Source organism: Erwinia sp. 1181_3 (assembly GCF_052824965.1).
On the sequence record NZ_VTDE01000001.1, the window covers coordinates 920,793 to 944,485 of the forward strand.

The window sequence follows — 23,693 nt, forward strand, 5'->3', positions numbered from 1 at the left end:
CCCTAGAATCCGCGATCCCTTGTTACGTTACGTAACAGAGCTTAAATAAAAATCAGATAATGAGGTTGTGGTTATGAACCATAAAAACCTGTTTGCTAAGTCTGCACTCGCAGCAGCAGTGGCGCTTGTTTCTTCAAATGCTTTATCGGCTGGCTTTCAACTGAACGAATTTTCCACCATTGGTCTTGGCCGCGCTTATTCCGGCGAAGGCGCAATGGGTGATACCGCAGCATCGGCCAGTCGTAACCCGGCCACAATGGCATTAATGGATCGCCCTATGTTTTCCATTGGCGCGGTATTTATCGATCCCGATGTGAATATTCAGGGACAGTCTGGTGCAGGTAATAGTCTGAATGCCGATAATATTGCACCGACGCAGTGGGTACCAAATATTCACTACGTCCAGCCGCTGAACGATCAGTGGTGGATTGGCGCCTCAGCAACCAGTAATTATGGTCTCGCCACCGAGTTTAACGATGGATATGCCGGCGGTCCTTTTGCGGGCACCACCGATCTGTTAACCATGAACCTTAACCTCAGCACCGCCTATCGTCTTAACCAGCACTTCAGCATGGGTGTCGGCGTCAATGCCGTTTATGCGAAAGCGAAAATCGAACGTAATATTGGTGAGCTGGGCGCTTTCCTGCCCGCCGCAGGTTTACCTGCCGCACCGGCTGATACCCAGATTGCTCATCTGAAAGGCGATGAATGGGGTTACGGCTGGAACGCCGGTATTCTTTATGAAGTGGATGATAAGAACCGCTTTGGCCTGAGCTACCGTTCAGAAGTGAAAATCGACTTTGACGGTGACTACAGCAGTGATATTCCGGTGGCCTACAACCCGATCGGCGGTCAATTTGGTCTGCCGTCCGGTACTGGTGGTAATACGGTTTCAGGCTCCCTGTCACTGCACCTGCCTGAAATGTGGGAAGTCTCCGGATACCACAAAGTTGCACCACAGTGGGCCGTTCACTACAGCCTGGCGTATACCAGCTGGAGCCAGTTCCAGGAGCTGAGAGCGACCGGCAGCAATGGTCAGGACCTGTTCGTTAAAGATGAAAGCTTCCACGATGCCTACCGCATCGCGCTGGGTACCAGTTACTTCTACGATGATAACTGGACCTTCCGCACCGGTATTGCCTTCGATGACAGCCCGGTTCCTTCGGATAAGCGTTCCATCTCTATTCCTGACCAGGACCGTTTATGGCTGAGCGCGGGTACCTCTTACGCCTTTAATAAAGATGCGTCAGTGGATGTCGGTATTTCTTATATGCACGGACAAAAAGTCACGGTTAAAGAAGGGAATGATCCGGTTGCCACCGCCCAAAATGGTGGCCAGGCGACACCTTATACCTTTACTTCCAGCGGTAAAGCCTGGTTGTACGGTGCGAGCTTTAACTATAAGTTCTGATCACTGCGCTTTATCAACGCGAATAAAAAACCCCACTTCCGTGGGGTTTTTATTATTTACTGCGAATCAATATCGCCCAAATCACCCTTAATTGCGGCGGCGTTTGGATTTTCCTGCGGAATTAATTTTCCATCGCTGGCAAGGAAATCATGATGCTGGAAATAAGCCGCACGCATAAATGCGTAAGGATCGTTAGAATTTCTCAAAATAGCATCGGAGTCGAGCAGCTGTGCACGGGTTTCAATCCCTTCCAGTGCCCATTTACCCGCAGACATCCACCAGGTCAGCCAGAGCAGCGGCGGATAAACATCATCGACCAGCCCGCCAATATCTTCACGCGGCGTAAAACCCCCGTAGCCAGGGACTTCGACATACGTGCCATATCCCACGCCGTAATGCCCCAGCGTACTACCGAAAGCACGGGTCTCTTCTTTCGCCAGTTTCGGGTTAGCCATGGAGGCCACATCAATCAGACCGCCCATACCCAACAGCGTATTCAGGAAGAAACGGTTGAAGTGCACCATCGCCTTATACGGATTACCCTCAATGAAATAGTTCACCATTGAAGAGGGTTCTTCCAGGTTACTGAAAAAGTTGCCCAGCCCGTTACGTGCAGGCTGCGGCAGATAATCACGCCAGACCACCGCAACCGGGCGCAGAACATACGGATCCAGCACATTGTAGTTAAAGTCGAACATAGAACGGTTGAAGCTTTCCAGAGGGTCGGCATGGCCCTGCGGCTCATTCGCCGTCTCAGAAGTGGCACATCCCACCATCAGTACGCTAGCCAGCACTAAGCCCGTCAGGCGATAGTTCATCGTTTTCTCCCTGTACTGTTATAAATTATCGTCCACTACTGCCGGTTAATTTCCACGGCAATCTGCTGCTGACCGGCAAAAGGCAGTACTTCAGTCAGCCCGAACCAGTCACCAGGTGAACGGTAAGCGCTGCCATCGCGCGATATTCGCACGCGAACCTGCACCTGATGCTGCGAGGATAACAACCGATCCGGCATCATAGCATTGCTGTCATCCAGCGTGATCGATAAAGGAAAATGGCTCAACGGACTCTTTTTCACGGCTACAGGAACCTGAGAAACGCCGTCAGACACGGAAATATACAACACTCCGTTCGCGGGTAACATTTTTTCTGCCTCAGGTGACAAACTGATGGTTAACGCCAGGTGGCTTTTTTCTTTGCCGGAAGCGCTGTCTGCCTGCTGGATACTGCGCTGGATCATCACCCGGCGTCCGTCATTTTCCGGTAACAACGACAGCATTTTCTGCCAGGTCGTGACCGCCTGCGCATAGTCTTGCTGGTTGTACGCGTTAAAGGCTAACAGCCCCAGCACCTGCTCATTTGTAGGATACTGCACGGCCATGGCTTCCAGCATCATGAGCGCCTCACGATTATCCTGCGGATCGTTCGAGCGGGTCTGTACTTCAGCATAGCTCAGGCGAACATCAATGTCGGTCGGTGCCAGCTGCAAGGCATGACGAAAAGCCTGGCTGGCCATGCTGGCATTGTTAAGCACCATACCCAGCCGGCCGAGCATCTTCCAGTTTTCAACATCATCCGGCGTGCGCTGCAACTCGCTGCGAACCCCCAGAGCCAGACGTGCCAGCTGTTCCATACTCAGCGGCCGCGCCTGCGGATCCATCACCTGTGCACGCAGCGCAGGCAGCTCGTTTTTCACCTGCTGCCAGGCCAGGACCTGTTGCAGCCCTCCGGTTTTAACGTAGAAGCCGAGACTCACCAGCAGCAGGATCACCACGCCCGGCAGCAGTGCCCAACGGCTGACCTGACGGGATGTTTGAGAAGGGGTCTGGGGAATATCCAGTAGCAGCGTTTCCTGCAACTCGCGCACCATCTCGGGACGTTCTGCCACCACACCCTGCCCTTCATCCTCTTCCAGCTCACGCAGGCGCTGATGATAGAAAGCCTGATTAAGCCGATCGCGATCGGCGGTGCTTCCCCGCTTGTTGCGTACACCTGCCAGTAAAAATAGCGCACAGGCGGCGACCAGCAGCAACAGGATGGTTAAGAACAGTGTGCTCATGGCTGCTTCTCGTCATGGTTTAACAGGGTATCAAGCCGCTGCTGCTGTTCCGCATCCAGCGCGACGTGCTCAGCACGCCTGCGGCTGCGCAGAATAATCACCAGCGTGCCGATAATCACAAACAGCGCCGGACCCGCCCAGAGGATCAGCGTCGACGGCGTCACCGGCGGTTGATAAGAAACAAAATTGCCGTAGCGCGCCACCATATACGCTTTCACCTGCTCCGGCGTTTGCCCTGCCTGCAACAGCTGGTAAACCTTCAGCCGCATATCACCGGCAATCATGGCATTGGAGTCGGCAATACTGTTGTTCTGGCACTTCGGGCAGCGCAGCGAGGCCGTAAGCTGGCGATATTGCTGCTCCTGATCCACGGTGGCAAAAGAGTAGGTGTCGATGTTGTCAGCCTGCACACCCGCGCTGAACAGCACCAGCGCCAGCAGCATCAGATAAGCTTTCACGATCCGGCCTCCTGGCTGTATTTTTCCCACAGGGGTTTCACTTCCTCGTTCCATACGCGGTCGTTCATATCACCGGCGTGGCGATAGCGGATAATACCGTGGCCATCGATCAGAAACGTCTCCGGCGCACCGTACACACCCAGATCCAGCCCGAGCATTCCGTCACCGTCGTACAGGCTCAGGGCATAAGGGTTGCCGAGCGTATTAAGCCAGGTGATCGCTTTCTGACGATCGTCTTTATAGTTCATCCCCACAACGCGAACGCCTTTTGCAGCCAGCGTATTCAGATACTGATGTTCCGCCCGGCAGGTCGGGCACCAGGTGGCCCAGACATTCAGCAGGATCGGCTTGCCGTCATTCAGCACCGACTGATCGAAGGTTTTACCCGGCTGGTCCAGTGACTCCAGTTTGAAGACCGGGACCGGCTTACCGACCATCGCCGATTCCAGCCGCGTCGGGTCATCGCCGTTGGCGTTTCGGCTCAACTGCCACAGCAGCGCCGCCGCCAGCAGCAAAAACAGCACCAGAGGGAGATAAAGAATTTTCTTGTTCATGCCAGCTCCTTTTGTGCTTTACGACGCGAACGGTAGCGCGGGTCCAGCAGGCACAGCACCCCACCGAGCGCCATAAAGACACCACCAAACCAGATCCAGCGGACAAAAGGTTTGTAATAGAGGCGTACAGCCCAGGATTTACCCTCCAGCTCTTCGCCCAGCGCCGCATAGAGATCGCGCGTGAAGCCGCCGTCGATGGCCGCTTCGGTCATCATGGTGCGTGCCGCACTGTAAAAACGTTTTTCCGCCTGCAAGGTCGCTTCATGTTTCCCGTTGCGGGTGACGTCAATCACACCTGTGCTACCGGAATAGTTCGGCCCGACCAGACGCACCACACCGCGCAATGTGAACTGATACCCGGCAACGCTCACGCTATCGCCCTCTTTCATCCGCACATCACGTTCCACGCTGTAGTTCTGGCTGAAGGCGATGCCGATCACCGTCACGGCAACACCCAGATGGCCGAGCACCATGCCCCAGTGACTGCGCGACAGATGACGCAGGCCAGCGAAGAAATCATGGCGATGCGTGGCGCGCTCATGCAGTTCCATCAGCGTCAGGATAATCACCCACACCGCCATCAGCAGGCCGACCACCGTCATCGCCTCAATGCGATCGTGCATCAGCCACGGCAGAACAATCGACAGCAGCAGCGTGACGACCAGCGCCAGCCCCAGACGCTTCCACAGTTTCTGTGGCTCATCACGACGCCAGCGCACCAGCGGGCCGATGCCCATCAGCAACGCCAGCGGAGCCATCAGCCAGGTAAACAGCGTATTAAAGAAAGGTTCACCGATGGAGATGGTGCCCAGCCCGAGCTGTTTATGTATCAGCGGCAGCAGCGTACCCAGCAGCACCACCAGCATCGCGGCAATCAGCAGCACATTGTTCCCCAGCAGGAAGGATTCGCGCGACCAGGCCTCATTCTGCACCCGGCTGCGTACCTTACCGCCTTTGATGGCATACAGCAGCAGCGAACCGCCAATGACGATAATCAGGAACGCGAGGATAAACATGCCGCGCGCCGGATCGGAGGCAAACGAGTGGACCGATACCAGCACCCCGGAGCGCACCAGGAAGGTGCCCAGCAGACTGAGGGAGAAGGCGGTGATTGCCAGCAGCACCGTCCAGGCTTTAAAGGTGCCACGTTTTTCCGTCACGGCCAGTGAGTGGATCAGCGCGGTCCCGGCCAGCCACGGCATAAAGGAGGCATTTTCGACCGGGTCCCAGAACCACCAGCCGCCCCAGCCCAGCTCGTAATAAGCCCAGGCCGAGCCAAGCACAATCCCGATGGTGAGAAACACCCAGGCCGCCGTAGTCCAGGGCCGCGACCAGCGCGCCCAGGCGGTATCCAGCCGCCCGGCCATCAGCGAGGCAATGGCAAACGCGAAAGCGACGGAGAAACCGACATAGCCCATATACAGCAGTGGCGGATGGAAGATCAGCCCGATATCCTGCAACATCGGGTTGAGATCGCTGCCCTCTATCGGGAAGTCCGGCAATGTGCGGGTGAACGGGTTCGACGTCAGGGTGATAAACAGCAGGAACCCGAGGTTGATCATCCCCATTACCGCCAGCACCCGGGCAATGGCATCCGCCGGCATGGCGCGACTGAGCAGCGCCACCGCCAGCGTCCAGCCGCTGAGCAACAGCACCCACAGCAGCAGCGAGCCTTCGTGCGCCCCCCAGGTGGCGGCAATGCGGTAGTAAACCGGCAATAAGGTATTGGAGTTGGTCGCCACGTAGGCCACGCTGAAATCGTTCACCACAAAGGCATGAACGAGGATCAAGAAGGCCCCGGCAATGCAGGTAAACAGCCCGTAAGTCAGCGGACGCGCCAGCCCCATCAGACGAGCATCCTGACGCGCGGCCCCCCATAACGGATAAACACTCAGCAGCAGCGAAAACGCCAGCGCCAGGCACAGCAGGAAACTGCCGATTTCAGGCATCATGACTGGCCTCGGCTCGCGCTGACTGCCGCCGGGGAGCGGTGATTGTTCTTCATCGCATCTTCAATTTCGGGTGGCGTGTATTTTTCATCATGTTTGGCCAGCACTTCTTTGGCCTGCACGTGGGTGCCATCCTGCAACACGCCCTGCGCCACCACGCCCTGCCCTTCGCGGAACAGATCCGGCAGAATGCCCTCATAGCTGACGCTAATCACGCCCACCGCATCGTAGAGTTTAAACGAGACCTGCAAGGTGTTCGGATCGCGTTTAACGCTGCCCGGCATCACCATGCCGCCCACGCGCAGACGCTGGCCCGGCTCCGGCTTAATCTGCTGAGCGCCTTTGCCGTTGATCACTTCGCCAGGCGTGTAAAACAGGTCAATATTGGAACGCAGCGCGTACATCACCAGCGCCGTTGCCAGCCCCAGCCCGATTAATATCAACATCACCAGAATCAGGCGACTTTTACGACGGGGATTCACGATCGTTCTCCTTCCGCGGTGGCGGCTTTTTTCATTTTTGCTGCGCGAATACGCTGCTCACGGGCATGGCGCTGACGGATGTCAGCCAGCAGACGGCGGCGTTGCCACAGCGTATGTATCAACAGCGTAACCAGCGGGATCAGGGTGCAGCTCACGGCCAGCCAGACATAGAAGCCGTAACGGCCCATGGCAAAGAAATCATGCCAGGAAGAGAAAGCAGGTGTCATCGGTGATGCCCTCCCTTGACGGCCAGCTCCGCGACCCACGGGCGATGGCGCTCGGTATGCAGCAGCAGGTTACGCAGGCGCATCAGCGTCAGGGTAATAAACACCAGCCACACGCCCAGGATTGACCAGTACAGCGGTGCCCGCATAGTCGGGTCAACGGCCTGTAACAGTACCCCGGACGAGCCCTGATGCAGGGTATTCCACCACTTTACGGAGTAATGAATAATCGGCAGGTTAATCACACCAACGAGGATCACAATCCCCGCGGCGCGCCCGGCCATGCGGCGGTCATCATAGGCGTGATACAGCGCAATGGCGCCCATATAAAGGAACAAAAGCACCAGTTCGGACGTCAGACGAGCATCCCACATCCACCAGGTGCCCCACATCGGTCGGCCCCAGGCGGAGCCGGTAACCAGCGTAATAAAGGTAAACACCGCACCGATTGGGGCCATGGCCATCATGGCAAGGTCAGCTGTTTTCCACTGCCACACCAGCCCGATAAAGGCGGCGCACGCCATCGCGGCATAGATGCCCATCGACCACATGGCCATCGGTACGTGGATATAGATGATGCGGAAACCGTCACCCTGCTCAGATGCTGGCGGAGCATAACCGAACCCCCACGCCCAGCCCAGCAGCAGCGCAGCCACGCCCGGGATCGCAAACCACGGCACCAGGCGTCCGCATAATCGGTACAACCGATCGGGCTTGCCCAGTTGATGTATCCATTTCCACATGATGTTTTTGCTCACAATTAAAGATCATTCGTCTGGCGTAAGTTCGCGCTAAAACGGCGTACTCCCGGTCTTTTCGCCGGTTAGTGAACGCTCACCCATAATGCAGCCGCCGTGGCAAAAGGTGCCAGCGTGGCACTCCCTGCCAGCAGGGCACCCAGAATGGCCAGATAGCCGTCAATCGGCAGCCCCTGGCCCGCAGCATCGATGGCTGCACTGGCAAAAATCAGTACCGGCACCGCCAGCGGCAACACCAGTAAACTCAGTAATACGCCCCCACGACGCAGCCCCACCGTCAGCCCGACACCAATCGCGCCGAGGAAACTGAGCGTCGGCGTGCCCAGCAGCAAAGTCAGCGCCACCGCGCGCCAGCTGGCAAAATCCAGCGACAGCAACAAGGCGACCAGCGGTGACAGCAGCAGCAGCGGCAGCCCGGTAACGATCCAGTGTGCGGCCACTTTGCCCAGCACCGTCAACGGCAGCGGCGTGGGCAACAGCAGAAGCTGCTCAAGCGAACCATCGAGAAAATCATCACGGAACAGCCGCTCCAGTGCCAGCAGCGAGGAGAGCAGCGCCGCGACCCAGACAATGCCAGGTGCAATGCGCGCCAGCAGCTGCGGCTCCGGCCCGATGCCTAAGGGAAACAGCGTGACAACAATCAGAAAGAACCACAGCGGGTTGATAATTTCTGACCCGCTACGAAAAGCGATGCGCAGTTCACGCTGCAATACGCGCCAGAACATCAGGCCATCCCATCCGTCAGCCGAATGCGGCTGAGATGACGCACGGTCGCAGGCAGTTCCTGGTGCGTGGTGAGGATCACCGCCCCGCCCCGATCGGCATGAAGCACCAGCCTGGCTATCAGCTGGTCCACACCCGATTTATCAATGGCGGTCAGGGGTTCATCCAGTATCCACAGCGGTGCCGCTGACAGCCACAGACGCGCCAGCGCCACGCGCCGCTGCTGCCCGGCGGAGAGCTGGGACACCGCAACGTCTTCATAGCCGGTAAGGTCAACCTGCTCCAGCGCCTGCCAGAGTTCCTCCGGCGAACGCTCCGCGTGCCAGAAGCTGAGATTTTCAAATGGGGTTAATACCGCTTTGATCCCCGGCAGATGGCCGAGGTAAAGCAGGCTGGCGTGATAGTTTTCACGCTCCTGCTGAATGCTGCGCTGCTGCCAGAGCACGTCGCCCTGCTCTGCCCGGCTGAGCCCGGCCAGAATACGCAGCAACGAGGTTTTTCCTGCACCATTTTCCCCTTCCACCTGCACAATATCGCCGGCCTTCACGGTAAAACTGAGATCGCTAAACAGCGTCCGCTCATCGCGAACACATGTCAGATTTTGGGCTGCCAGCATGGGAGGAAAATCGCACATTGTTAAATTTGATGCAGGATAGTACCACAAACTGTGTGTCTGCCTACGCTGACCAGGCGGCATAAGGCACGTCTTCCCCCCCTGAAAAACCGGGCTATGGCGCTTTTTTGCACGGTTTCACGCCTGGGTTAAAGCTTTGTTACTCTTCTTATTAATGCAGGTTACATTTCATCGCGTCGGATAATACCCGCTACGCTTAAGAGGGAACGCTATTCTCTGGGGGAAAGATGAAAAACACACAAAACGATAATGATAATCAGGTTGAGAGTGAAGAAAGCGAACAGGGCAAAGAGATTGAGGTGGATGAAGAAGCCCTGCCCTCGCAGGCTGCCGCCGTACACGAGCAGATCCGCCAGGAGGGGGAGAAAGAGCTGGAGCGTGATGCCCTCGCCCTGCTGTTTTCTGCTATAGCGGCCGGGCTGTCGATGGGGGCCTCACTGATGGCAAAAGGCATCTTCCACGTCAATCTGCAGGATGTTCCCGGCGGGTTTCTGCTGGAGAACCTCGGCTACACCTTCGGCTTTATTATCGTGATTATGGCGCGGCAGCAGCTGTTTACCGAGAACACCGTCACTGCCGTGCTGCCCGTGATGCATAAACCGAACGGCGGGAATTTTCTGTTGCTGATGCGCCTGTGGGGGTTAGTGCTGGGCGGTAACCTGATTGGCACTGCGCTGGCCGCGCTGGCCTTTAACCATCTGCCCATTTTCGACGACGCCGTACGCGGGGCGTTTGTCAGCATCAGCCAGAAAGTGATGGAGAACAGCCCGATGGAGATGTTTGCCAACGCGGTGGTTTCCGGCTGGATCATTGCCACCATGGTGTGGATGTTCCCGTCTGCGGGCGCCGCTAAGATTTGGGTGATCATCCTGATGACGTGGCTGGTGGCATTGGGTGACCTGGCGCATATCGTGGTGGGATCGGTGGAGATCTTCTATCTGGTGTTCAGCGGCGACCTGCCGTGGCAGCAGTTTATCTGGCCGTTTGCGCTGCCAACCCTTGCCGGCAACATCATTGGCGGCACCTTTATCTTTGCCCTGATCAGCCATGCACAGATCCGTAACGACATGAGCAACAAAGCCAAAGCGAAAGCCGCAGCTGAGGCGAAGCGCAAAGAGAAGAAAGAGGCAGAAAATCAGCCGGATTGATGGTAAAACGCGCAGTCAGGCGGGTAAGTGGTTAATCTGCGGCGCGAAACAGGCTATACTGCGCGCCGCTGTCCCCTTAGTTAAATGGATATAACGAGCCCCTCCTAAGGGCTAGTTGCAGGTTCGATTCCTGCAGGGGACACCATTTTCCTGTCCTGGTCGCCCTAAGCAGTAGTTCGCAAAAACCCTTTTAAACTCAAGATCCATCTAAATGACCCGTTCATAATGGTTTGTTGCATCCGCGCTCCGCAACAGGCTGGTTTGGCTATAGGATTATATTTACATGAATAAATTTATCAGGTTTGTATTTATTCTTTTTTACCTGCTGGGCATGATGGCCATTTATTTATCCACGGTGGATAAATATGATGTTATCTATGATATGGACCCAATGATCTATCAAGGATCATTGATTAACAACAGTAATAATGGAAAGGTTCTTTCTGGTGTTATTCTGTTTTTGATCTTGATATCACAGATGACCTTTTTTTACTTTGAAAAATCGAGAAAATGGAGATGGGCAACAGGGATCATGACCGTAGTGGCATGCTTATTTTTTTCATTATATGAGAGAGATTTAGAATTTTGATGATTTTTGGCAGGATTAAAATTTTCATGTTTCTGCTTTGCTCGTCCCGATAAAATCCGATCCGGTCAAACAATGACAAGAGACCTTTGCAGGTCTCTTGTCAGCCTGGAATTTTACGCTTGAATATCCCAGTTTTTAAAATAGGTCTTTAATTTCTCGACGGTGTGACGCCATTTTGGCGCAGTGGGTTTGCAGACCGTGTTCTGGTTGCCGAAGAAGCCAACCTCGTTCACCGCTTCTTGTTCACTGCGGGTTTCCAGCCATTTCACCGGAACGAAATACTCTGACTTGTCAGGATCGTCCGCGTTGTCACGATACCCGTCGCCAAATTTAAGCACATCCATCGCCAGCTTTTCACCGTCTTCAGTCTTGATTGTGAAGCTGCTGGCAGGCTCAACGGCGCTCTGCACAATGCCGACCCCAACGTAACCCGTTGCCGGGATTTTTACCCATACGCGATTGCCCGGCTGCAGCTGCTTTAACGTTTGGCTATACCAGCTTCCGCCTCCGGCGCTGATAAACCCGTAGCGGCGAGCTTCTTCCCAGACGCGGCTTTTCGGGTCACCAAATGAGACGTAAAACTCACCGAACCAAGGTTCTTTTGCACCCGTAATAGCGTCCACAGTCGCTTGCGCTGCGTTGGTTTGGGTTTCGCTCGGATCAATAAGCCACGTGCGGCTTAAAAACTGTTCTTCGCCATGTTGAAAAACCCTAAAGAAAAGCACATTTATGGGAAGCTTATGTTTGCTGAGATAGGCAACAATGCGCTCGGTGGACGAGTCCAACTCCGCCGCAACAATGATGATTTGATGCGTTTGGTTAATAGATTCATCTTCCAGTTCAGCATTAAAGCGTTGCTTAAATGCATCAGCCAGATTACCGCCACGGGAGAATTTTTCATAAATCTGCGACAGGCGATCGGCGGTTAAATCATCGACCCAAGAGGCGTAATCCAGCGCTTGCGCCACCACTTCACGCGGCGTGCGATCGCGCTTAAGTTCAATCAGGATCAACGAGGCATCTGGTGCAATTGCCAGCAAGTCGATACGCCCGCTGTCGAACGTATTGACCTCCTCACCGATAATCATCCACTGATCGGACAGTATGGCCGGATCTTGGATAATCATCTTCTGCAGCAGTTTTTCACTGGAGAGCTTGCTGATAGTTAGCGGCTGAGGATTCTCCCCCACCCGCCAGATAGCATGATGAACCGGCATTATCTGTTCCTTAGCTTAATGCTGCGTCGGTGAGGGCATCCGCAAGGTGGAGTTGGGTTTGTTGGGCGAGTTGGAGGCGAGATTTGAGAGAGTCACAAAGAAAAAAGAACTCTTTAATTTTAACCACCAGTTGATGCTGAATTGCCAACGGAGGGACAGCTATAGGTACGTCTTCAACTACTTTCTTGCTTATTTTAGGCATTGTACCTGATGTTCCAGTCATTTTTGACCACATGTAATTCCTAGAAAATGGAGAGGATAACCACAAAGCAGCATATTCAGGAAATAACTCATCTTTTGTTCTAATTTTCATCATTAAATCTGGATAAATTAAATTATCAAAATCTTTTTCAATCAACAAACTGCAACCTACAAAATTAGATGAATTTCCCCGTTGAATTAAAATATCACCTTTCCTTAGGAATAAATGCAATTTATCGCTTGTATCAACATCAACATACTTAGTTTCCTGCAGCTTCAAATAACCATAGGATGTCGCCCCTAACTTTAAAACTTTAACATCCGTCTCATATTTTACTTCACTAGGAGATAGACCATTCCTAGGCCCGAACGACAGATGTTTTTTTAAATGACTTCTCTGACTAAACTCGGCACTTTCGATTAACAGCCCCATTACAGCCAATTGCAGAATGGTTTTCCTAAGCGCATCGATACTCGCCTCGGTGGTAAACAGTGTGTCGAAGTGCTGGCTAATTCTCGCCCAGTTTTCGGCGAGTTCTTCGGCATCTTGGCTATTGGTGAGCGTTGCCAGCAGGGTTTCTACCAGTTGCTGATGTGCATCCAGACTGGTCAGAGATTGCTGCTCTAGTTGATCGCAGAGGGACATAAGCTCCTCATACTTTGAAATTATCCTAATTTGCTCTTGCTGAGAGGGTATTGGCAAAAGCAACATAGATAATGACTCTGAGTTCAGAGTGTTTCCCATAATTGCTTGCTTAGTTCTACCTAGTTTCGATATCAAAGGAAGCACACTAAATAAATATTTCTTTTCAATTCCTAGATGGTGATTTATTGAAATAATAGCTTCGTTATGAAAAGCATCAATTTCAAGTATCGAAACCTTCCCTACAGTAAGTTTAAAACTCATCAAAATAGTCCCAGCCTTAACTGGGGGATAACTAAAAGATATGTTTTTGGCTTTATCAGTAACCATTTTAGCCGTTGATGATACATAACCATTATGATTAAGATCAGCGATACTTACCCATGGGATACCTGTTCCATTAATATCCCAATAACTATTATCTTTTGACGGAGGAGTTTTGCCGACTTGATAATTACTGATATCTGGCAATCGGCACCACTCCCACCCCTCCGGCAGTTCAAACGGCTTCTCATCCTCGCTAATCTCCGGTAGCTGCTTCTGCTTTTTAATTTTGCCCTGCTTTACCAGGTCCACTTTCTCAGCAGCAATACGCTTTAACAACTCTGACGCCGGTTCATCATTTGGGTCCTGCGGCACCAGTTTGCCGCGTACCGCCAGTTCCAGAATCAGTTCGCGCAGCTTCTTAATGCCGTACAGATCGATTTTACCTCGACTGCCGCGCCCGGCAGTCGAGCGGGTTTGCAGCGCGGAAGACCAGATATCGATATGGTCGGTGATCAGCTTATCAACGCTCATCAGTTCGCCCCCTTGTTGCCCGCCAGCGCGGCACCGAGGATGTCACGTAGCTGGCCACGCAGTGCGCTGATTTCCGCCTGCTGCGTCTGATACTGCGCCAGCAGCTCATCCGGGTCGTGGCTGATGGTTTCACCCTGGTATGGGTTTTTAATATCAAGGTTAAAGTTGCGAGCGATGATGTCGCCGATGCTGACTTTCCATGCCTGATTGCTCTCCTCGCGGCTGGCAAAGCCATCGGCTTCACTGCCCCACCAGTCGATTTCAGTCTGGAACTCTTCAAACTTCATCGGTCTGGTTTTGCTGTAGTTCTTCACGCCCGCCGGGTACGGATGCTCGTAGAACCACACCTCTTTCGTTGGCTTGCCTTTGGTGAAGAACAGGATATTGGTTTTAATGCCGGTGTACGGGTTAAACACGCCGTTCGGCAGGCGCACGATAGTGTGCAGGTTACACTCTTCGGTCAGCATCTTTTTGATTTTGGTTTTTACACCTTCACCAAACAAAGTGCCGTCCGGCAGTACCACAGCGGCGCGGCCTTTATCGGCAAGCACTTCAACGATCAGTTGCAGGAACAGATCGGCGGTTTCGCGGGTCTGCATTTCCGCCGGGAAGTTCTTCTCGATGCCGTCTTCTTCAGTACCGCCAAACGGCGGGTTGGTGACGATCACATCCAGCTGCTCATCCCATGAGGAAAGCGGTTTGTTCAGCGTGTTGTCATGGCGGATTTGCACCGGCACTTCAATGCCGTGCAGCAGCATATTGGTGGTGCACAGCAGATGCGGGAGCTGTTTTTTCTCTACGCCGAAGATTTGCTTTTGCAACGTTTTGTGGTCTTCGGTGGTTTTAACGTAATTGTCTTTCACATGGTCGAACGAACAGGCGAGGAAGCCGCCCGTACCACAGGCCGGGTCCATAATGGATTCGCCCAGTTTTGGGTCAATACGATCCACCATAAAACGCGTTACGGCACGCGGGGTATAGAACTCGCCCGCATTACCGGCGCTTTGCAGGTCACGCAGGATCTGCTCGTAGATATCGCCAAAAAGATGGCGTTCCTGGCTGCTGCTGAAGTCGATTTCATTAAGCTTGTTGATCACCTGGCGCAGCAGCGTACCGTTTTTCATGTAGTTGTAGGCATCGCTAAACGCCTGCTTTACCACAAAGCCACGCGGGTTTTGATCGATAGGCGCAGTGAGGTTTTTCAGCTTAGGGAACAGATCGTCGTTCACAAAATCCAGCAAGGCATCACCCGTGATGCCCTCACTGTTTGCCGCCCAGGTGCGCCATAAATAACGTTCCGGCACAGGCAGGCGGTAATCATCCTGCTCCAGTTCCAGCTCCTCTTCCTGGGTGTCAAAAATCTTCAGAAACAGCAGCCAGGAAAGTTGCCCCAGGCGCTGGGCATCGCCATCCACGCCTGCGTCTTTGCGCATGATGTCCTGAAGGGATTTTATGACTGAGCTAATCGACATGTTTTTCTTCCATACTAAAAAAGGATGCCACCGGTCGCAAAGGCGGCCAGTGGCAATAGATTGATACGTTATCAGGCTGAGCGCGGCGGTAACTGGTAGATTGCGTTCTCCAGCTCACCTATCGCCTGAGCATAGGCTTGCTTGCCACCAAAGCGAGTGTTAATGATTTCCAGCGGACGGCCCAGCGCATCGAACGGTTTCAGTTTAAGCACCTGAAAATCTTCGATTTCCTGAACCCCATCATCAGCATATTTATCTAGCAATGTGTTGAGCACCTGCTGCGCTGGCTCTGCGTATTTGGTGAAGTAATTACGTTTACGCACGTTGGCGGCGCGTTCCTGGCGCGTAAACGGCGGCTGACCGTACACCACATGGCAGAGCAGATCAAACGGATCGAGATCTTTACCGACTTCTTCCGCCAGCACATCCCAAAGAATACCCAGTTGTTCCAGCTCTTCGATGATGACCTGTTTACGTGGCGCTTGCTGCCATTTACGCACGAAGCCATCCAGAGAGGCGAATTCGCTGTCTTTGAGCATCGTTTTGCGAGTGTAATCCTGGAAGGATTCGGTGACCAGTTTGCCATCTGAATCGTAATACTGAACACGCTTCGCCAGCACTTTCACGGCCACTCCATTCACATGGAATTTGCGGACCTTGTGTTCGTCATCGTGATGGAATTCACCGTTGCCCGCGAACTTGTCACGATTAACCTGATATTCGGCCCCGTCTTCCCGTGCTTCACTGGCGATGTTATCACCGGTGCTATCTTCCCCATCGAGCCGCTCATTGAAGTCAGAATCTGTATCTGAAATATCATCGGGCTTCACAACCAACACTTTTTCCGGTATGCCGTCGAAGCGTTCGTCCGCAAATAACTCCGTCGCTTTTTTGAAGTCGAGAATGGTGAACCACAGCTTGCCATGCTTCTCGTTGATACGTGTGCCGCGCCCGATGATCTGTTTGAACTTGGTCATCGACTGAATATTTTGATCCAGCACCACCAGTTTGCAGGTCTGGGCATCAACCCCCGTGGTCATCAATTCGGAAGTGGTTGCGATAACCGGATAATCTTTTTTGGGATTGGTAAAGTTTTCTAATTGCGCCTTACCCAGCTCGTCGTCGCCGGTAATTTTCATCACGTACTTTTCGTTCTTCAGTACCTGGTCCGGGTTGAGCACCACCAGAGCATGGCGCATGCGATCGGCGTGATCAATGTCGTTACAGAAAACGATGGTTTTATCCATCGGATTGGTACGTTTCAGGTAATCGGTGATGGTCTGGGCCACCAGCATAGTGCGTTCATCAATAACCAGCGTGCGGTCAAAATCTTTCAGGTTGTAGATACGGTCTTCAATCTCTTCCCCGTATTTATCCAACTGGCCTTTAACGGGCCGCCACCCCTGCAAGTCAACGTCGATATCGACACGTACCACTTTGTAAGGAGCGAGGAATCCGTCTTCAATCCCCTCTTTTAGCGAGTAGGTGTAAACCGGCTCACCAAAGTAGTCGATATTCGAAACGTCTTCGGTCTCTTTTGGGGTTGCCGTCAGGCCAATCTGGGTCGCATTGCCGAAGTATTCCAGGATTTCCCGCCAGGCTGAATCCTCAGATGCGCTGCCACGGTGGCATTCGTCAATCACAATCAGGTCAAAGAAGTCCGGGGCAACCTGCTTATAGGCTTTTTGATGCTCTTCCTGCCCAGTTATCGCCTGATACAGCGCCAGATGCACCTCGTAAGCCGGATCGATGGTCCGCCCGCTGACTTTCATCATCGCCGGGCCAAAAGGCTGAAAGTCGTTACGTTTAGCCTGATCGACCAGAACATTTCGGTCGGCAAGGAACAGAATGCGTTTTTTGTTTTTCGCTTTCCACAGCCGCCAGATGATCTGGAACGCGGTATAGGTTTTACCTGTTCCGGTTGCCATCACCAGCAGGATGCGGTTATTACCCGCCGAAACGGCATCAACGGTGCGGTTGATCGCCTGCATCTGATAGTAACGCGGAGATTTTCCGCTGCTGTCATCGTAATAATCCTGGCTGATGACGGGCAGCTGTTCCTGAGTAAACCCTTTCCAGAGACAGTATTTCTGCCAGAGCTGTTCAGGCCCAGGGAAATCACTGAGGGCAATTTCGGATTCGAGTTGCTGTGGGTTGGTTTTATCATGGAAGATAAAACCGTCACCGTTGGTGGCGAACACAAAGGGCACATCAAGCAGGCTGGCATAATCCAGCCCCTGCTGCATTCCCTTGTTAATCGGGTGCTTGTTGGCCTTGGCTTCAATCACGGCCAACGGTAAGTTCGGCTTATGATACAGCACGATATCGGCAGATTTTACTTTGATACGTGAGGCCAGTTTACCGCGCACCACAATCTTGCCATCGCGGAGTTTCACCTCCTGACGGATCTGCGACATAACGTCCCAGCCCGCATCTTTAACCGCAGGAAGGATAAATTGGGTGATGATGTCCGTTTCAGTGAGATGAGTTTTGTTGACGCCAGCCATAGCAGAGCACTCCACGATATTGGGTTAGCTCTGATTTTACACAGATTTGTGTTTCAGGTAATGACTTAAAACGAAGTTTGTGGCAGCTAGTATCCTAGTCCTTATTTGGCAGAACAATTTCTGCCACTTAGCTACCATGGTTTTTTCATCTTTTGTAATTTCTGAAGTTCGCTTCAGAAACGAAATAAATGTTTCCCCGAGCCCGGGAGCAAGCTACATAAAGCTTATTGCGCGACGAAGATGGAAGTGTTTGTAGATTCGATCTATTTAGAAGACGCCAGTGCGTAGCACCCATCACAATGCATATGTCCTGAAAATGATCCAGTCCTTTACTGGCTCCCCAATTTAGAGAGTAACAACCATAACGATGGTGTTCACTATAGAAAAGCTTAATGACAGAATCGTCTGCATGTAAGGCGGCTACATGCTCAGTCTCGGTTACTATATCAATTGATGTTTCACGTAAGTCATGTGCATCAATGCGTATATTAAGCCTCTCAGTAATGAATTCACATACTGTGCTTGAGCAACGCCACGTTCTACTGAGTGTATCACGATCCACCATCACTCCAGCAGCAGTGAAGCGGGCTTCATATCGGTTAATATCGTCATGAAGCGTGGAATTAACATTGCCATCCCTGCTTGTATCAAAGGTATGCTGGTAGAAATCACCGGCAAAAAGGACCGACATTTCTGCCTCGCAAAGCGCTAATAAGAAATTAAAATCATTTCCAGCAAAGTCCTGTACTTCATCGACTAATAGTTCGTCGTAGTATCGCTCAAGACGATTGCATATATCCGGCAACATACCTCTAGCCATTAATAATTGTGCCAGCCGCCGATGATATATGCGGCCACTATTGTCCTGATAATGCAGTCGATTAGTTCGTGGAATCCTCAATAGCGGTTGGGAAAAACTCAGGCCACGAGAAGCCAAATGTTCCTGGAGAAAGGGGCGGAAACAGAAACTGTGAAGAAATTCAAACCAAGTCATGACACGAATCCCTTCAGGCATAAACCCAAACAAACTTATGATCTTGGATCGCAGATGTGTCTCGTTATTGATGGTATGCGTCAGAATTAGTGTACGACTGTTTACCGTGAGTCTGTCTATCAGTAGTGTGGTTTTACCTGAGCCAGCAACGGCAAAAATCACCCTCTTAGCCATGCCAGAGCCTCCTGAATGTAGTCAGGAACGCAGAGTTCTTCTCCATCATGTTGTAACAGCTTAAATGCAGCTTCTGCCTTATTGGCCAGCATATAGTCTTCCACTGTCAATGTTCGTCGGCCTTCCCCAAACAGCAGCTCACAAAACGCCATATTGTCCTGATACAGACAGATTTCAAACGTTGATCGCTCATCGTTGTGATCGGCGAAAACATTGATGTGTTCGCAGATAATATCAGCATAACGTCCGGAGCAATTCTGTTGGTAGTTGCCATCGTTGTCTCGTAAAGCAGCTACGCGATTCCCCAGTAAAAGTGCCAGTTCAAGATAACGGCGGAAACTAGTACCGCCAATAGCGATAATATGAACACCATCATCCTCAGGGGCGGTATTGAAGAGCTGACGGTAAAAAGATTCGATTAGGATATATTCGGCATCACCTTCTACCAGTAATACTCGTCTCGCCAGAGCAAATTCAAGAACATTATTATCTGGTGCCTTCATAAAGAAAGCTGCCGTTTCATCTGAAAGCTCATTTAATGAAACGGGTCGTGATTCGCCAAAGAGGATTGCTTTACGCAGATCAAGACGGGATGAAATATGGCTGCTATGTGTTGCGATGAAAAGTTGTTTCTGTTGCTCAGCGGCAAGCTGATTAACCAGTTTTTTCATACTCACGTGACTAAGATGGTTTTCCGGCTCCTCAAGCAATAATGAATGAAGCTCACCCTGTTGCTGATGCCTTCGTAGGGCAAACTCCGTTTTGATAAAGCATTGCCGACCTTTACCCCTATTACGGATAGAGATCCCACCTTCAGTAATATCCAGGTTAGCTTCGAGTCCCGATTTAGCTCCCGAACGGATACCAAACTGATAATCTTCCAACGTGCTGTTAACAGCGGACAATTGCTGGTTACAGAAGAGGTTTTTCTGTTGACGATAACTGTTTTCAAGGCGGTACCGTTCCGCGACAGGCACATTCACACCATAAACTGTGCGAGTATAGTCCAGTGCAGCATAATCACTATCGATACGTGCGTTTTCAAGAAGTAGATGCCGCAGGTAGCGCCTGAAGCTCGCAAAATGGCTTCCAGAAAAAGTTGTGAATTTAACCGCATAGTATTCGAAGGGGAAATTTGTCGGATCCTGCTGCAAAACTTGTCGAATGTCCTCGCCATATTCGTCAAGCATCGGTGCAATTCGCATTCTGAGGCCATCGGCATCTATGCCAGCCAGATTCTGTCGGCCATTGAGATCTGGATTGTTACCTTGATGAAGAAAGACGTCAGCGATAAGTACTGGTAGCAGATCGGCCCGACGTTCACCCGCCAGAAAATTCTCCACCGCAGATTGTGAAATAAGGGATTCAACGCCCAGAGTTTCAACACGATGTCTACTGTCACTCAAAACCAAATCAAGAGCTAGTAAGATACTACTTTTACCCGATTCATTATCACCGATGAATATGTTTCGATCAGCATTGAAAAACAGGTCCAGGCGCGCAAACTTTTTAAAATTTTGCAGTATCAACCGAGTAATTACAGGCATGCTAAAGTCCCTATTGATGAGCGATCTAACATTAACTCTAACAAAGTGAAATTTTGTAAACTTCAATTATCAAGATAAAAACCTCACCGAAACATGATCTTACCAGTGATTTTCTTGTTTTTTGAGAGCTGTATCCAAAATATATGGTCAGTTTGTAAGTATCCCGCTAAAACGCACTATTCACTTTTAGAGGTCGTCCTGCATACTGATAACGTTGCCCCGAGGAGATCGACATGCGAAAGGCCCGGGTCAGTGGACTTGTCGTGGCATGTCTGTTTTTCTTCATTCGATAAGAATCATTATTTTGGCACATGCGCGAGGGATAAATACCGCTTCAGAGGCCTTTCTCAGAAGCGGTATTTGGGTGACGGGAACGGATCAGAACTGCTGACGTACCTGCAAAGTGACGGTCTGCCCTTTGTACTGCTCACCGAGTTGCGCGTTATAACGCGCGGTCAGGCTGAGCGTGTCTGATTTAACCACGGTAGCACCAACAGACAGATCGGCAGTGTCTTCAACGGGTGAAGCACCAAAGGTGGTGAAACTGGTTTCACCTGCTGTATCAGCAATATAGCTGGCGGTAGTGGCACTGCGCTGAGGATTATACTGATGGGTCCAGACAGCCTGTACATAAGGCACAACATCGCCAAAGCCTGTCTGGAATGATTTATCCAGACGTGCGCCCAGTCCGCTACGCAGCGCGTTATTATGGCTGCCTTCTACTGACAGGGCTGAACCATTACCGCTGCTTTCTTGATAACTGTCCAGCGTCTGATAGCTGTAGCTCAGACTGGCTAGCGGCGTCAGAGTGGTGGCGTCCGCCACGGCCAGCGGATAACCAAACTCCGCTTTGGTGACGTACTGCTGCCCATCAAACTTGCCCTGCGCCGTATCGGAGTAACCCGTCACACTCACATTGCGCGTGGTGTCGTAACGTTGCTGGGTTACACTGGCCGAAAGGTTAACGAACCAGGGTTCACCGGTATAGCTGGCATAGCCAATCAGGCCATATGAGTCAACGCCCGTCTTGTTACCGGAAAGATTATCTTCGCCATGAACCGAGGTGTAACTGTAGGTCAGGGCACCACCGGCGCGCCAGGCGTCTCCCAAGCCCCGATCGCCGCCCAGTACCAGCCCGCTGTAATTCGCTTTATAACCACTGACAGCATCCACCATCCCCTGATTAGCATGGCCGCCAAACACCTGCCCCCATGCAGACCACTCAGCAGGATCATCACCGGTAGCCACACCACGCATGCCATGCGATTGTGCCAGACGCACGGCATCAACTCGCTGACCGACCACGCTGACTGCGTCGAATGTTGCAACTGAGGCCACATGGCTGGCGCTGCTGTTCTGTACTGGTGATAACTGCTCACCCACCTTGTTTGCTTCCCGGGTAGAGTCAATGGCCAGGGAGGCGTTATACAGATCGAGCAGTCCCGGGGCAATGCCGGAGTACTGCTTCAGTCCCTTCAACGATGAGATCGCGTTGCCAGTCGTGGCGTAGCTGGTGGAAGGGGTAGTAGGATTGGTCGGGTTAGTAGGATTGGTCGGATTAATAATATTGCCAAGCGTCACCACCAGGCTACTGGTGTTGCCATTGACAACAGCGGCACCCGTGTTTAACCCACTGTATCCGGAGGCCAAATAATTTAAGGAATCGGCATTGTAATCGGTGCCACTGGTAGCAGCGGTGATCACCACGTAGCGCTGTCCTGCCGCAAAGCTGTAGGTATTGAGTGCCTTGAGTGAAACAGTCGAACCACTTTCGATGGTTGCGGCACCACTGACAATCAGACGCCCATAGCCGGTATCGGTATCATTCCCGCTGCTTATTGCTGAATCACTGACACCGACCAGCAATGTCGCCAGGGCGCTCTGAGTGTAATTGCCGGTGATGCTGATAAGGTTATTGACCTGCAACGTCGCGCCCGTGTTGTTCACGTAATTGCTGCCGACGTTGATTTTATCGTTGAGCAGCAGATTGCCGGACGCGAAATAGAGGCTGGCGGCGTTACTTGAGATCGTCCCGATATCGGCACTGCCGATGCCGCCACTGGCACCGGTCAGGGTACCGAAGATCGTATCGCTGCCACCGTTGATAGTCATGCTGCGGCTGGATAAATTACCGATCAAACCGGAGACCAGGCCGCTGTTGGTGATCGGCCCCAGGGTACCAATTGAAGCGTTATAAATGGCATAGCCGCTGCTGCTGGCAATGGTTCCGCTGTTCACCAGCGCACCGAGAGTACCGGCATTCGCGACAGCGCCAAGAGCACCGGTGATAGTCCCGCTGTTATTCAGGCTACCGATGGTGGCGTTGGCGCTGGTGCCAACACCCACGTTAGTCGTCCCTGAAATCCGACCGGCATTGGTTAGCGTGTTGATATTGATCACGCCCGAGGGAGTAAGGTTGCCAGCCAGAACCCCTGTCCCTGCTTCAATAAGGCCAGTGCTGGTATTCTCCAGCGAGGTGATGAGGCTGCCGTTATCAGCTTGAACGCCGTAACTATTGGCAGAAATAGTGCCGCTATTGAATAAGCTGGTGATCGCACCCGTACTCTGAATGCCCGCTGTCGTTCCGGTGAGGCTTCCCGTATTGGACAACGTGCCGATCGTACCGGCATTGAGGATGCCAATGCCACCCGAGATGATATTGCCATTACTGAGTGACGTAATGAGGCTGTTGTTCCGAATACCTGCCGTGGTGCCGGAAATCGTCCCTCCGGCATTGTTGGCCAGCGATACGATCGTTCCGTTATTTAAGATCCCGAAAGTGTCACTGATGATCCTGCCGCCATTCACAACGCTCAAGGAGTTGCTGGTGTTCTGCAGGGCGGCGACGGATGTCCCACTCAGCAATCCGTCATTGGTTAATACTCCCGCTGAGGAGGATGCCGCCAGGGGCGGGGTACCCGTTGAAATAAGTGCACTCTCACTGACAATGTTAAAGTCCCCGGCAGACCAGTCGATGCAGTCGGTCGTTCCCACCAGTGTCGACGAGATATTAACGGGGAAACAGGCTGCATAGGCCTGTGCTGACGACAGCAACACCATTGCGGACCCCAAAGAAAGGCCCAGCACCTTGCGTCTGTTGAGTGCTTCTGCCACTGGACTCATTCTATATTTTAACATTCCCCGCCCCTGC

Annotated in this window: 20 protein-coding genes and 1 tRNA gene; 4 read left to right on the forward strand and 17 right to left on the reverse strand. The window is 52.4% G+C overall.

The annotated features are described in order from the left end of the window. The first annotated feature begins 73 nt into the window (after window positions 1-73). Window positions 74-1,411 (forward strand): long-chain fatty acid transporter FadL, encoded by a 1,338-nt coding sequence (gene fadL / locus FY046_RS04095; protein WP_133841309.1) that lies wholly within the window; start codon window positions 74-76, stop codon window positions 1,409-1,411. Between the two features lie 56 nt (window positions 1,412-1,467). On the opposite strand, the gene mlaA is transcribed toward fadL, so the two are convergent. From mlaA to ccmA, 10 genes are all read right to left on the reverse strand, one after another. Next, complete coding sequence (gene mlaA, locus FY046_RS04100; protein WP_212813115.1) at window positions 1,468-2,229, reverse strand: phospholipid-binding lipoprotein MlaA; 762 nt, start codon at window positions 2,227-2,229, stop codon at window positions 1,468-1,470. A 35-nt stretch (window positions 2,230-2,264) separates the two neighbouring features. Beyond that, window positions 2,265-3,470 carry a c-type cytochrome biogenesis protein CcmI gene (gene ccmI / locus FY046_RS04105; protein WP_133841307.1) on the reverse strand — a complete coding sequence of 402 codons (1,206 nt, stop codon included), beginning with the start codon at window positions 3,468-3,470 and terminating at the stop codon, window positions 2,265-2,267. Continuing rightward, the gene (locus FY046_RS04110; protein ID WP_133841306.1) at window positions 3,467-3,928 is read right to left on the reverse strand and encodes a cytochrome c-type biogenesis protein; all 462 of its coding nucleotides are present in this window, start codon (window positions 3,926-3,928) and stop codon (window positions 3,467-3,469) included. The genes ccmI and FY046_RS04110 overlap by 4 nt, the downstream gene beginning before the upstream one ends. Next, window positions 3,925-4,482 carry a DsbE family thiol:disulfide interchange protein gene (locus FY046_RS04115; RefSeq protein WP_133841305.1) on the reverse strand — a complete coding sequence of 186 codons (558 nt, stop codon included), beginning with the start codon at window positions 4,480-4,482 and terminating at the stop codon, window positions 3,925-3,927. The genes FY046_RS04110 and FY046_RS04115 overlap by 4 nt, the downstream gene beginning before the upstream one ends. Further along, a complete protein-coding gene (locus tag FY046_RS04120; protein ID WP_133841304.1) occupies window positions 4,479-6,434 on the reverse strand; it encodes a heme lyase CcmF/NrfE family subunit in 1,956 nt (651 codons plus the stop codon). Before FY046_RS04120 ends, FY046_RS04115 begins: the two co-directional genes overlap by 4 nt. Beyond that, entirely contained in the window at window positions 6,431-6,913 is a 483-nt protein-coding gene (gene ccmE / locus FY046_RS04125; RefSeq protein WP_133841303.1) for a cytochrome c maturation protein CcmE, read from the reverse strand. The genes FY046_RS04120 and ccmE overlap by 4 nt, the downstream gene beginning before the upstream one ends. Beyond that, window positions 6,910-7,140, reverse strand: coding sequence for a heme exporter protein CcmD (ccmD, locus tag FY046_RS04130; protein WP_446185773.1), 231 nt, complete (start codon window positions 7,138-7,140; stop codon window positions 6,910-6,912). Before ccmD ends, ccmE begins: the two co-directional genes overlap by 4 nt. Continuing rightward, window positions 7,137-7,880, reverse strand: a complete 744-nt coding sequence (locus tag FY046_RS04135; protein WP_133842107.1) for a heme ABC transporter permease — start codon at window positions 7,878-7,880, stop codon at window positions 7,137-7,139. Before FY046_RS04135 ends, ccmD begins: the two co-directional genes overlap by 4 nt. Window positions 7,881-7,960: 80 nt before the next feature. Then, window positions 7,961-8,620, reverse strand: a complete 660-nt coding sequence (gene ccmB, locus FY046_RS04140) for a heme exporter protein CcmB (protein ID WP_446185774.1) — start codon at window positions 8,618-8,620, stop codon at window positions 7,961-7,963. Then, window positions 8,620-9,234 (reverse strand): cytochrome c biogenesis heme-transporting ATPase CcmA, encoded by a 615-nt coding sequence (ccmA, locus tag FY046_RS04145; protein WP_212813117.1) that lies wholly within the window; start codon window positions 9,232-9,234, stop codon window positions 8,620-8,622. The genes ccmB and ccmA overlap by 1 nt, the downstream gene beginning before the upstream one ends. Before the next feature lie 245 nt (window positions 9,235-9,479). On the opposite strand from ccmA, the gene FY046_RS04150 reads away from it, so the two are divergent. The 3 genes from FY046_RS04150 to FY046_RS04160 all read left to right on the forward strand — a co-directional run bounded on the left by FY046_RS04150 (window position 9,480) and on the right by FY046_RS04160 (window position 10,989). Beyond that, complete coding sequence (locus tag FY046_RS04150) at window positions 9,480-10,400, forward strand: formate/nitrite transporter family protein (protein WP_133841299.1); 921 nt, start codon at window positions 9,480-9,482, stop codon at window positions 10,398-10,400. Window positions 10,401-10,470: 70 nt separating this feature from the next. Continuing rightward, window positions 10,471-10,545 (forward strand) — tRNA-Arg (locus FY046_RS04155). Between the two features lie 138 nt (window positions 10,546-10,683). Beyond that, window positions 10,684-10,989, forward strand: a complete 306-nt coding sequence (locus FY046_RS04160) for a hypothetical protein (protein WP_446185775.1) — start codon at window positions 10,684-10,686, stop codon at window positions 10,987-10,989. 113 nt (window positions 10,990-11,102) lie between these two features. On the opposite strand, the gene FY046_RS04165 is transcribed toward FY046_RS04160, so the two are convergent. The 7 genes from FY046_RS04165 to FY046_RS04195 all read right to left on the reverse strand — a co-directional run bounded on the left by FY046_RS04165 (window position 11,103) and on the right by FY046_RS04195 (window position 23,680). Further along, window positions 11,103-12,206: a nuclease gene (locus FY046_RS04165; protein ID WP_446185776.1), complete on the reverse strand. Its 1,104-nt coding sequence runs from the start codon at window positions 12,204-12,206 to the stop codon at window positions 11,103-11,105. Window positions 12,207-12,216: 10 nt separating this feature from the next. Continuing rightward, entirely contained in the window at window positions 12,217-13,848 is a 1,632-nt protein-coding gene (locus FY046_RS04170; RefSeq protein WP_446185777.1) for a restriction endonuclease subunit S, read from the reverse strand. Next, window positions 13,848-15,320, reverse strand: a complete 1,473-nt coding sequence (locus FY046_RS04175; RefSeq protein WP_446185778.1) for an N-6 DNA methylase — start codon at window positions 15,318-15,320, stop codon at window positions 13,848-13,850. Before FY046_RS04175 ends, FY046_RS04170 begins: the two co-directional genes overlap by 1 nt. Window positions 15,321-15,391: 71 nt before the next feature. Next, complete coding sequence (gene hsdR, locus FY046_RS04180) at window positions 15,392-17,827, reverse strand: EcoAI/FtnUII family type I restriction enzme subunit R (RefSeq protein WP_446185779.1); 2,436 nt, start codon at window positions 17,825-17,827, stop codon at window positions 15,392-15,394. Between the two features lie 145 nt (window positions 17,828-17,972). Beyond that, window positions 17,973-18,995, reverse strand: coding sequence for a DNA helicase UvrD (locus FY046_RS04185; RefSeq protein WP_446185780.1), 1,023 nt, complete (start codon window positions 18,993-18,995; stop codon window positions 17,973-17,975). Then, window positions 18,980-20,542: an ATP-dependent nuclease gene (locus FY046_RS04190; RefSeq protein WP_446185781.1), complete on the reverse strand. Its 1,563-nt coding sequence runs from the start codon at window positions 20,540-20,542 to the stop codon at window positions 18,980-18,982. Before FY046_RS04190 ends, FY046_RS04185 begins: the two co-directional genes overlap by 16 nt. 378 nt (window positions 20,543-20,920) lie before the next feature. Continuing rightward, window positions 20,921-23,680 carry an autotransporter outer membrane beta-barrel domain-containing protein gene (locus tag FY046_RS04195; protein WP_238336995.1) on the reverse strand — a complete coding sequence of 920 codons (2,760 nt, stop codon included), beginning with the start codon at window positions 23,678-23,680 and terminating at the stop codon, window positions 20,921-20,923. Between the last annotated feature and the right edge of the window lie 13 nt (window positions 23,681-23,693).

Excerpts from the sequence above, each read along its gene's own strand:
- fadL (WP_133841309.1), top strand. The coding sequence starts at position 74 with ATGAACCATAAAAACCTGTTTGCTAAGTCTGCACTCGCAGCAGCAGTG.
- mlaA (WP_212813115.1), bottom strand. The coding sequence starts at position 2,229 with ATGAACTATCGCCTGACGGGCTTAGTGCTGGCTAGCGTACTGATGGTG.
- ccmI (WP_133841307.1), bottom strand. The coding sequence starts at position 3,470 with ATGAGCACACTGTTCTTAACCATCCTGTTGCTGCTGGTCGCCGCCTGT.
- FY046_RS04115 (WP_133841305.1), bottom strand. The coding sequence starts at position 4,482 with ATGAACAAGAAAATTCTTTATCTCCCTCTGGTGCTGTTTTTGCTGCTG.
- FY046_RS04120 (WP_133841304.1), bottom strand. The coding sequence starts at position 6,434 with ATGATGCCTGAAATCGGCAGTTTCCTGCTGTGCCTGGCGCTGGCGTTT.
- ccmD (WP_446185773.1), bottom strand. The coding sequence starts at position 7,140 with ATGACACCTGCTTTCTCTTCCTGGCATGATTTCTTTGCCATGGGCCGT.
- FY046_RS04135 (WP_133842107.1), bottom strand. The coding sequence starts at position 7,880 with ATGTGGAAATGGATACATCAACTGGGCAAGCCCGATCGGTTGTACCGA.
- ccmB (WP_446185774.1), bottom strand. The coding sequence starts at position 8,620 with ATGTTCTGGCGCGTATTGCAGCGTGAACTGCGCATCGCTTTTCGTAGC.
- ccmA (WP_212813117.1), bottom strand. The coding sequence starts at position 9,234 with ATGCTGGCAGCCCAAAATCTGACATGTGTTCGCGATGAGCGGACGCTG.
- FY046_RS04150 (WP_133841299.1), top strand. The coding sequence starts at position 9,480 with ATGAAAAACACACAAAACGATAATGATAATCAGGTTGAGAGTGAAGAA.
- FY046_RS04160 (WP_446185775.1), top strand. The coding sequence starts at position 10,684 with ATGAATAAATTTATCAGGTTTGTATTTATTCTTTTTTACCTGCTGGGC.
- FY046_RS04165 (WP_446185776.1), bottom strand. The coding sequence starts at position 12,206 with ATGCCGGTTCATCATGCTATCTGGCGGGTGGGGGAGAATCCTCAGCCG.
- FY046_RS04170 (WP_446185777.1), bottom strand. The coding sequence starts at position 13,848 with ATGAGCGTTGATAAGCTGATCACCGACCATATCGATATCTGGTCTTCC.
- FY046_RS04175 (WP_446185778.1), bottom strand. The coding sequence starts at position 15,320 with ATGTCGATTAGCTCAGTCATAAAATCCCTTCAGGACATCATGCGCAAA.
- hsdR (WP_446185779.1), bottom strand. The coding sequence starts at position 17,827 with ATGGCTGGCGTCAACAAAACTCATCTCACTGAAACGGACATCATCACC.
- FY046_RS04185 (WP_446185780.1), bottom strand. The coding sequence starts at position 18,995 with ATGGCTAAGAGGGTGATTTTTGCCGTTGCTGGCTCAGGTAAAACCACA.
- FY046_RS04190 (WP_446185781.1), bottom strand. The coding sequence starts at position 20,542 with ATGCCTGTAATTACTCGGTTGATACTGCAAAATTTTAAAAAGTTTGCG.
- FY046_RS04195 (WP_238336995.1), bottom strand. The coding sequence starts at position 23,680 with ATGTTAAAATATAGAATGAGTCCAGTGGCAGAAGCACTCAACAGACGC.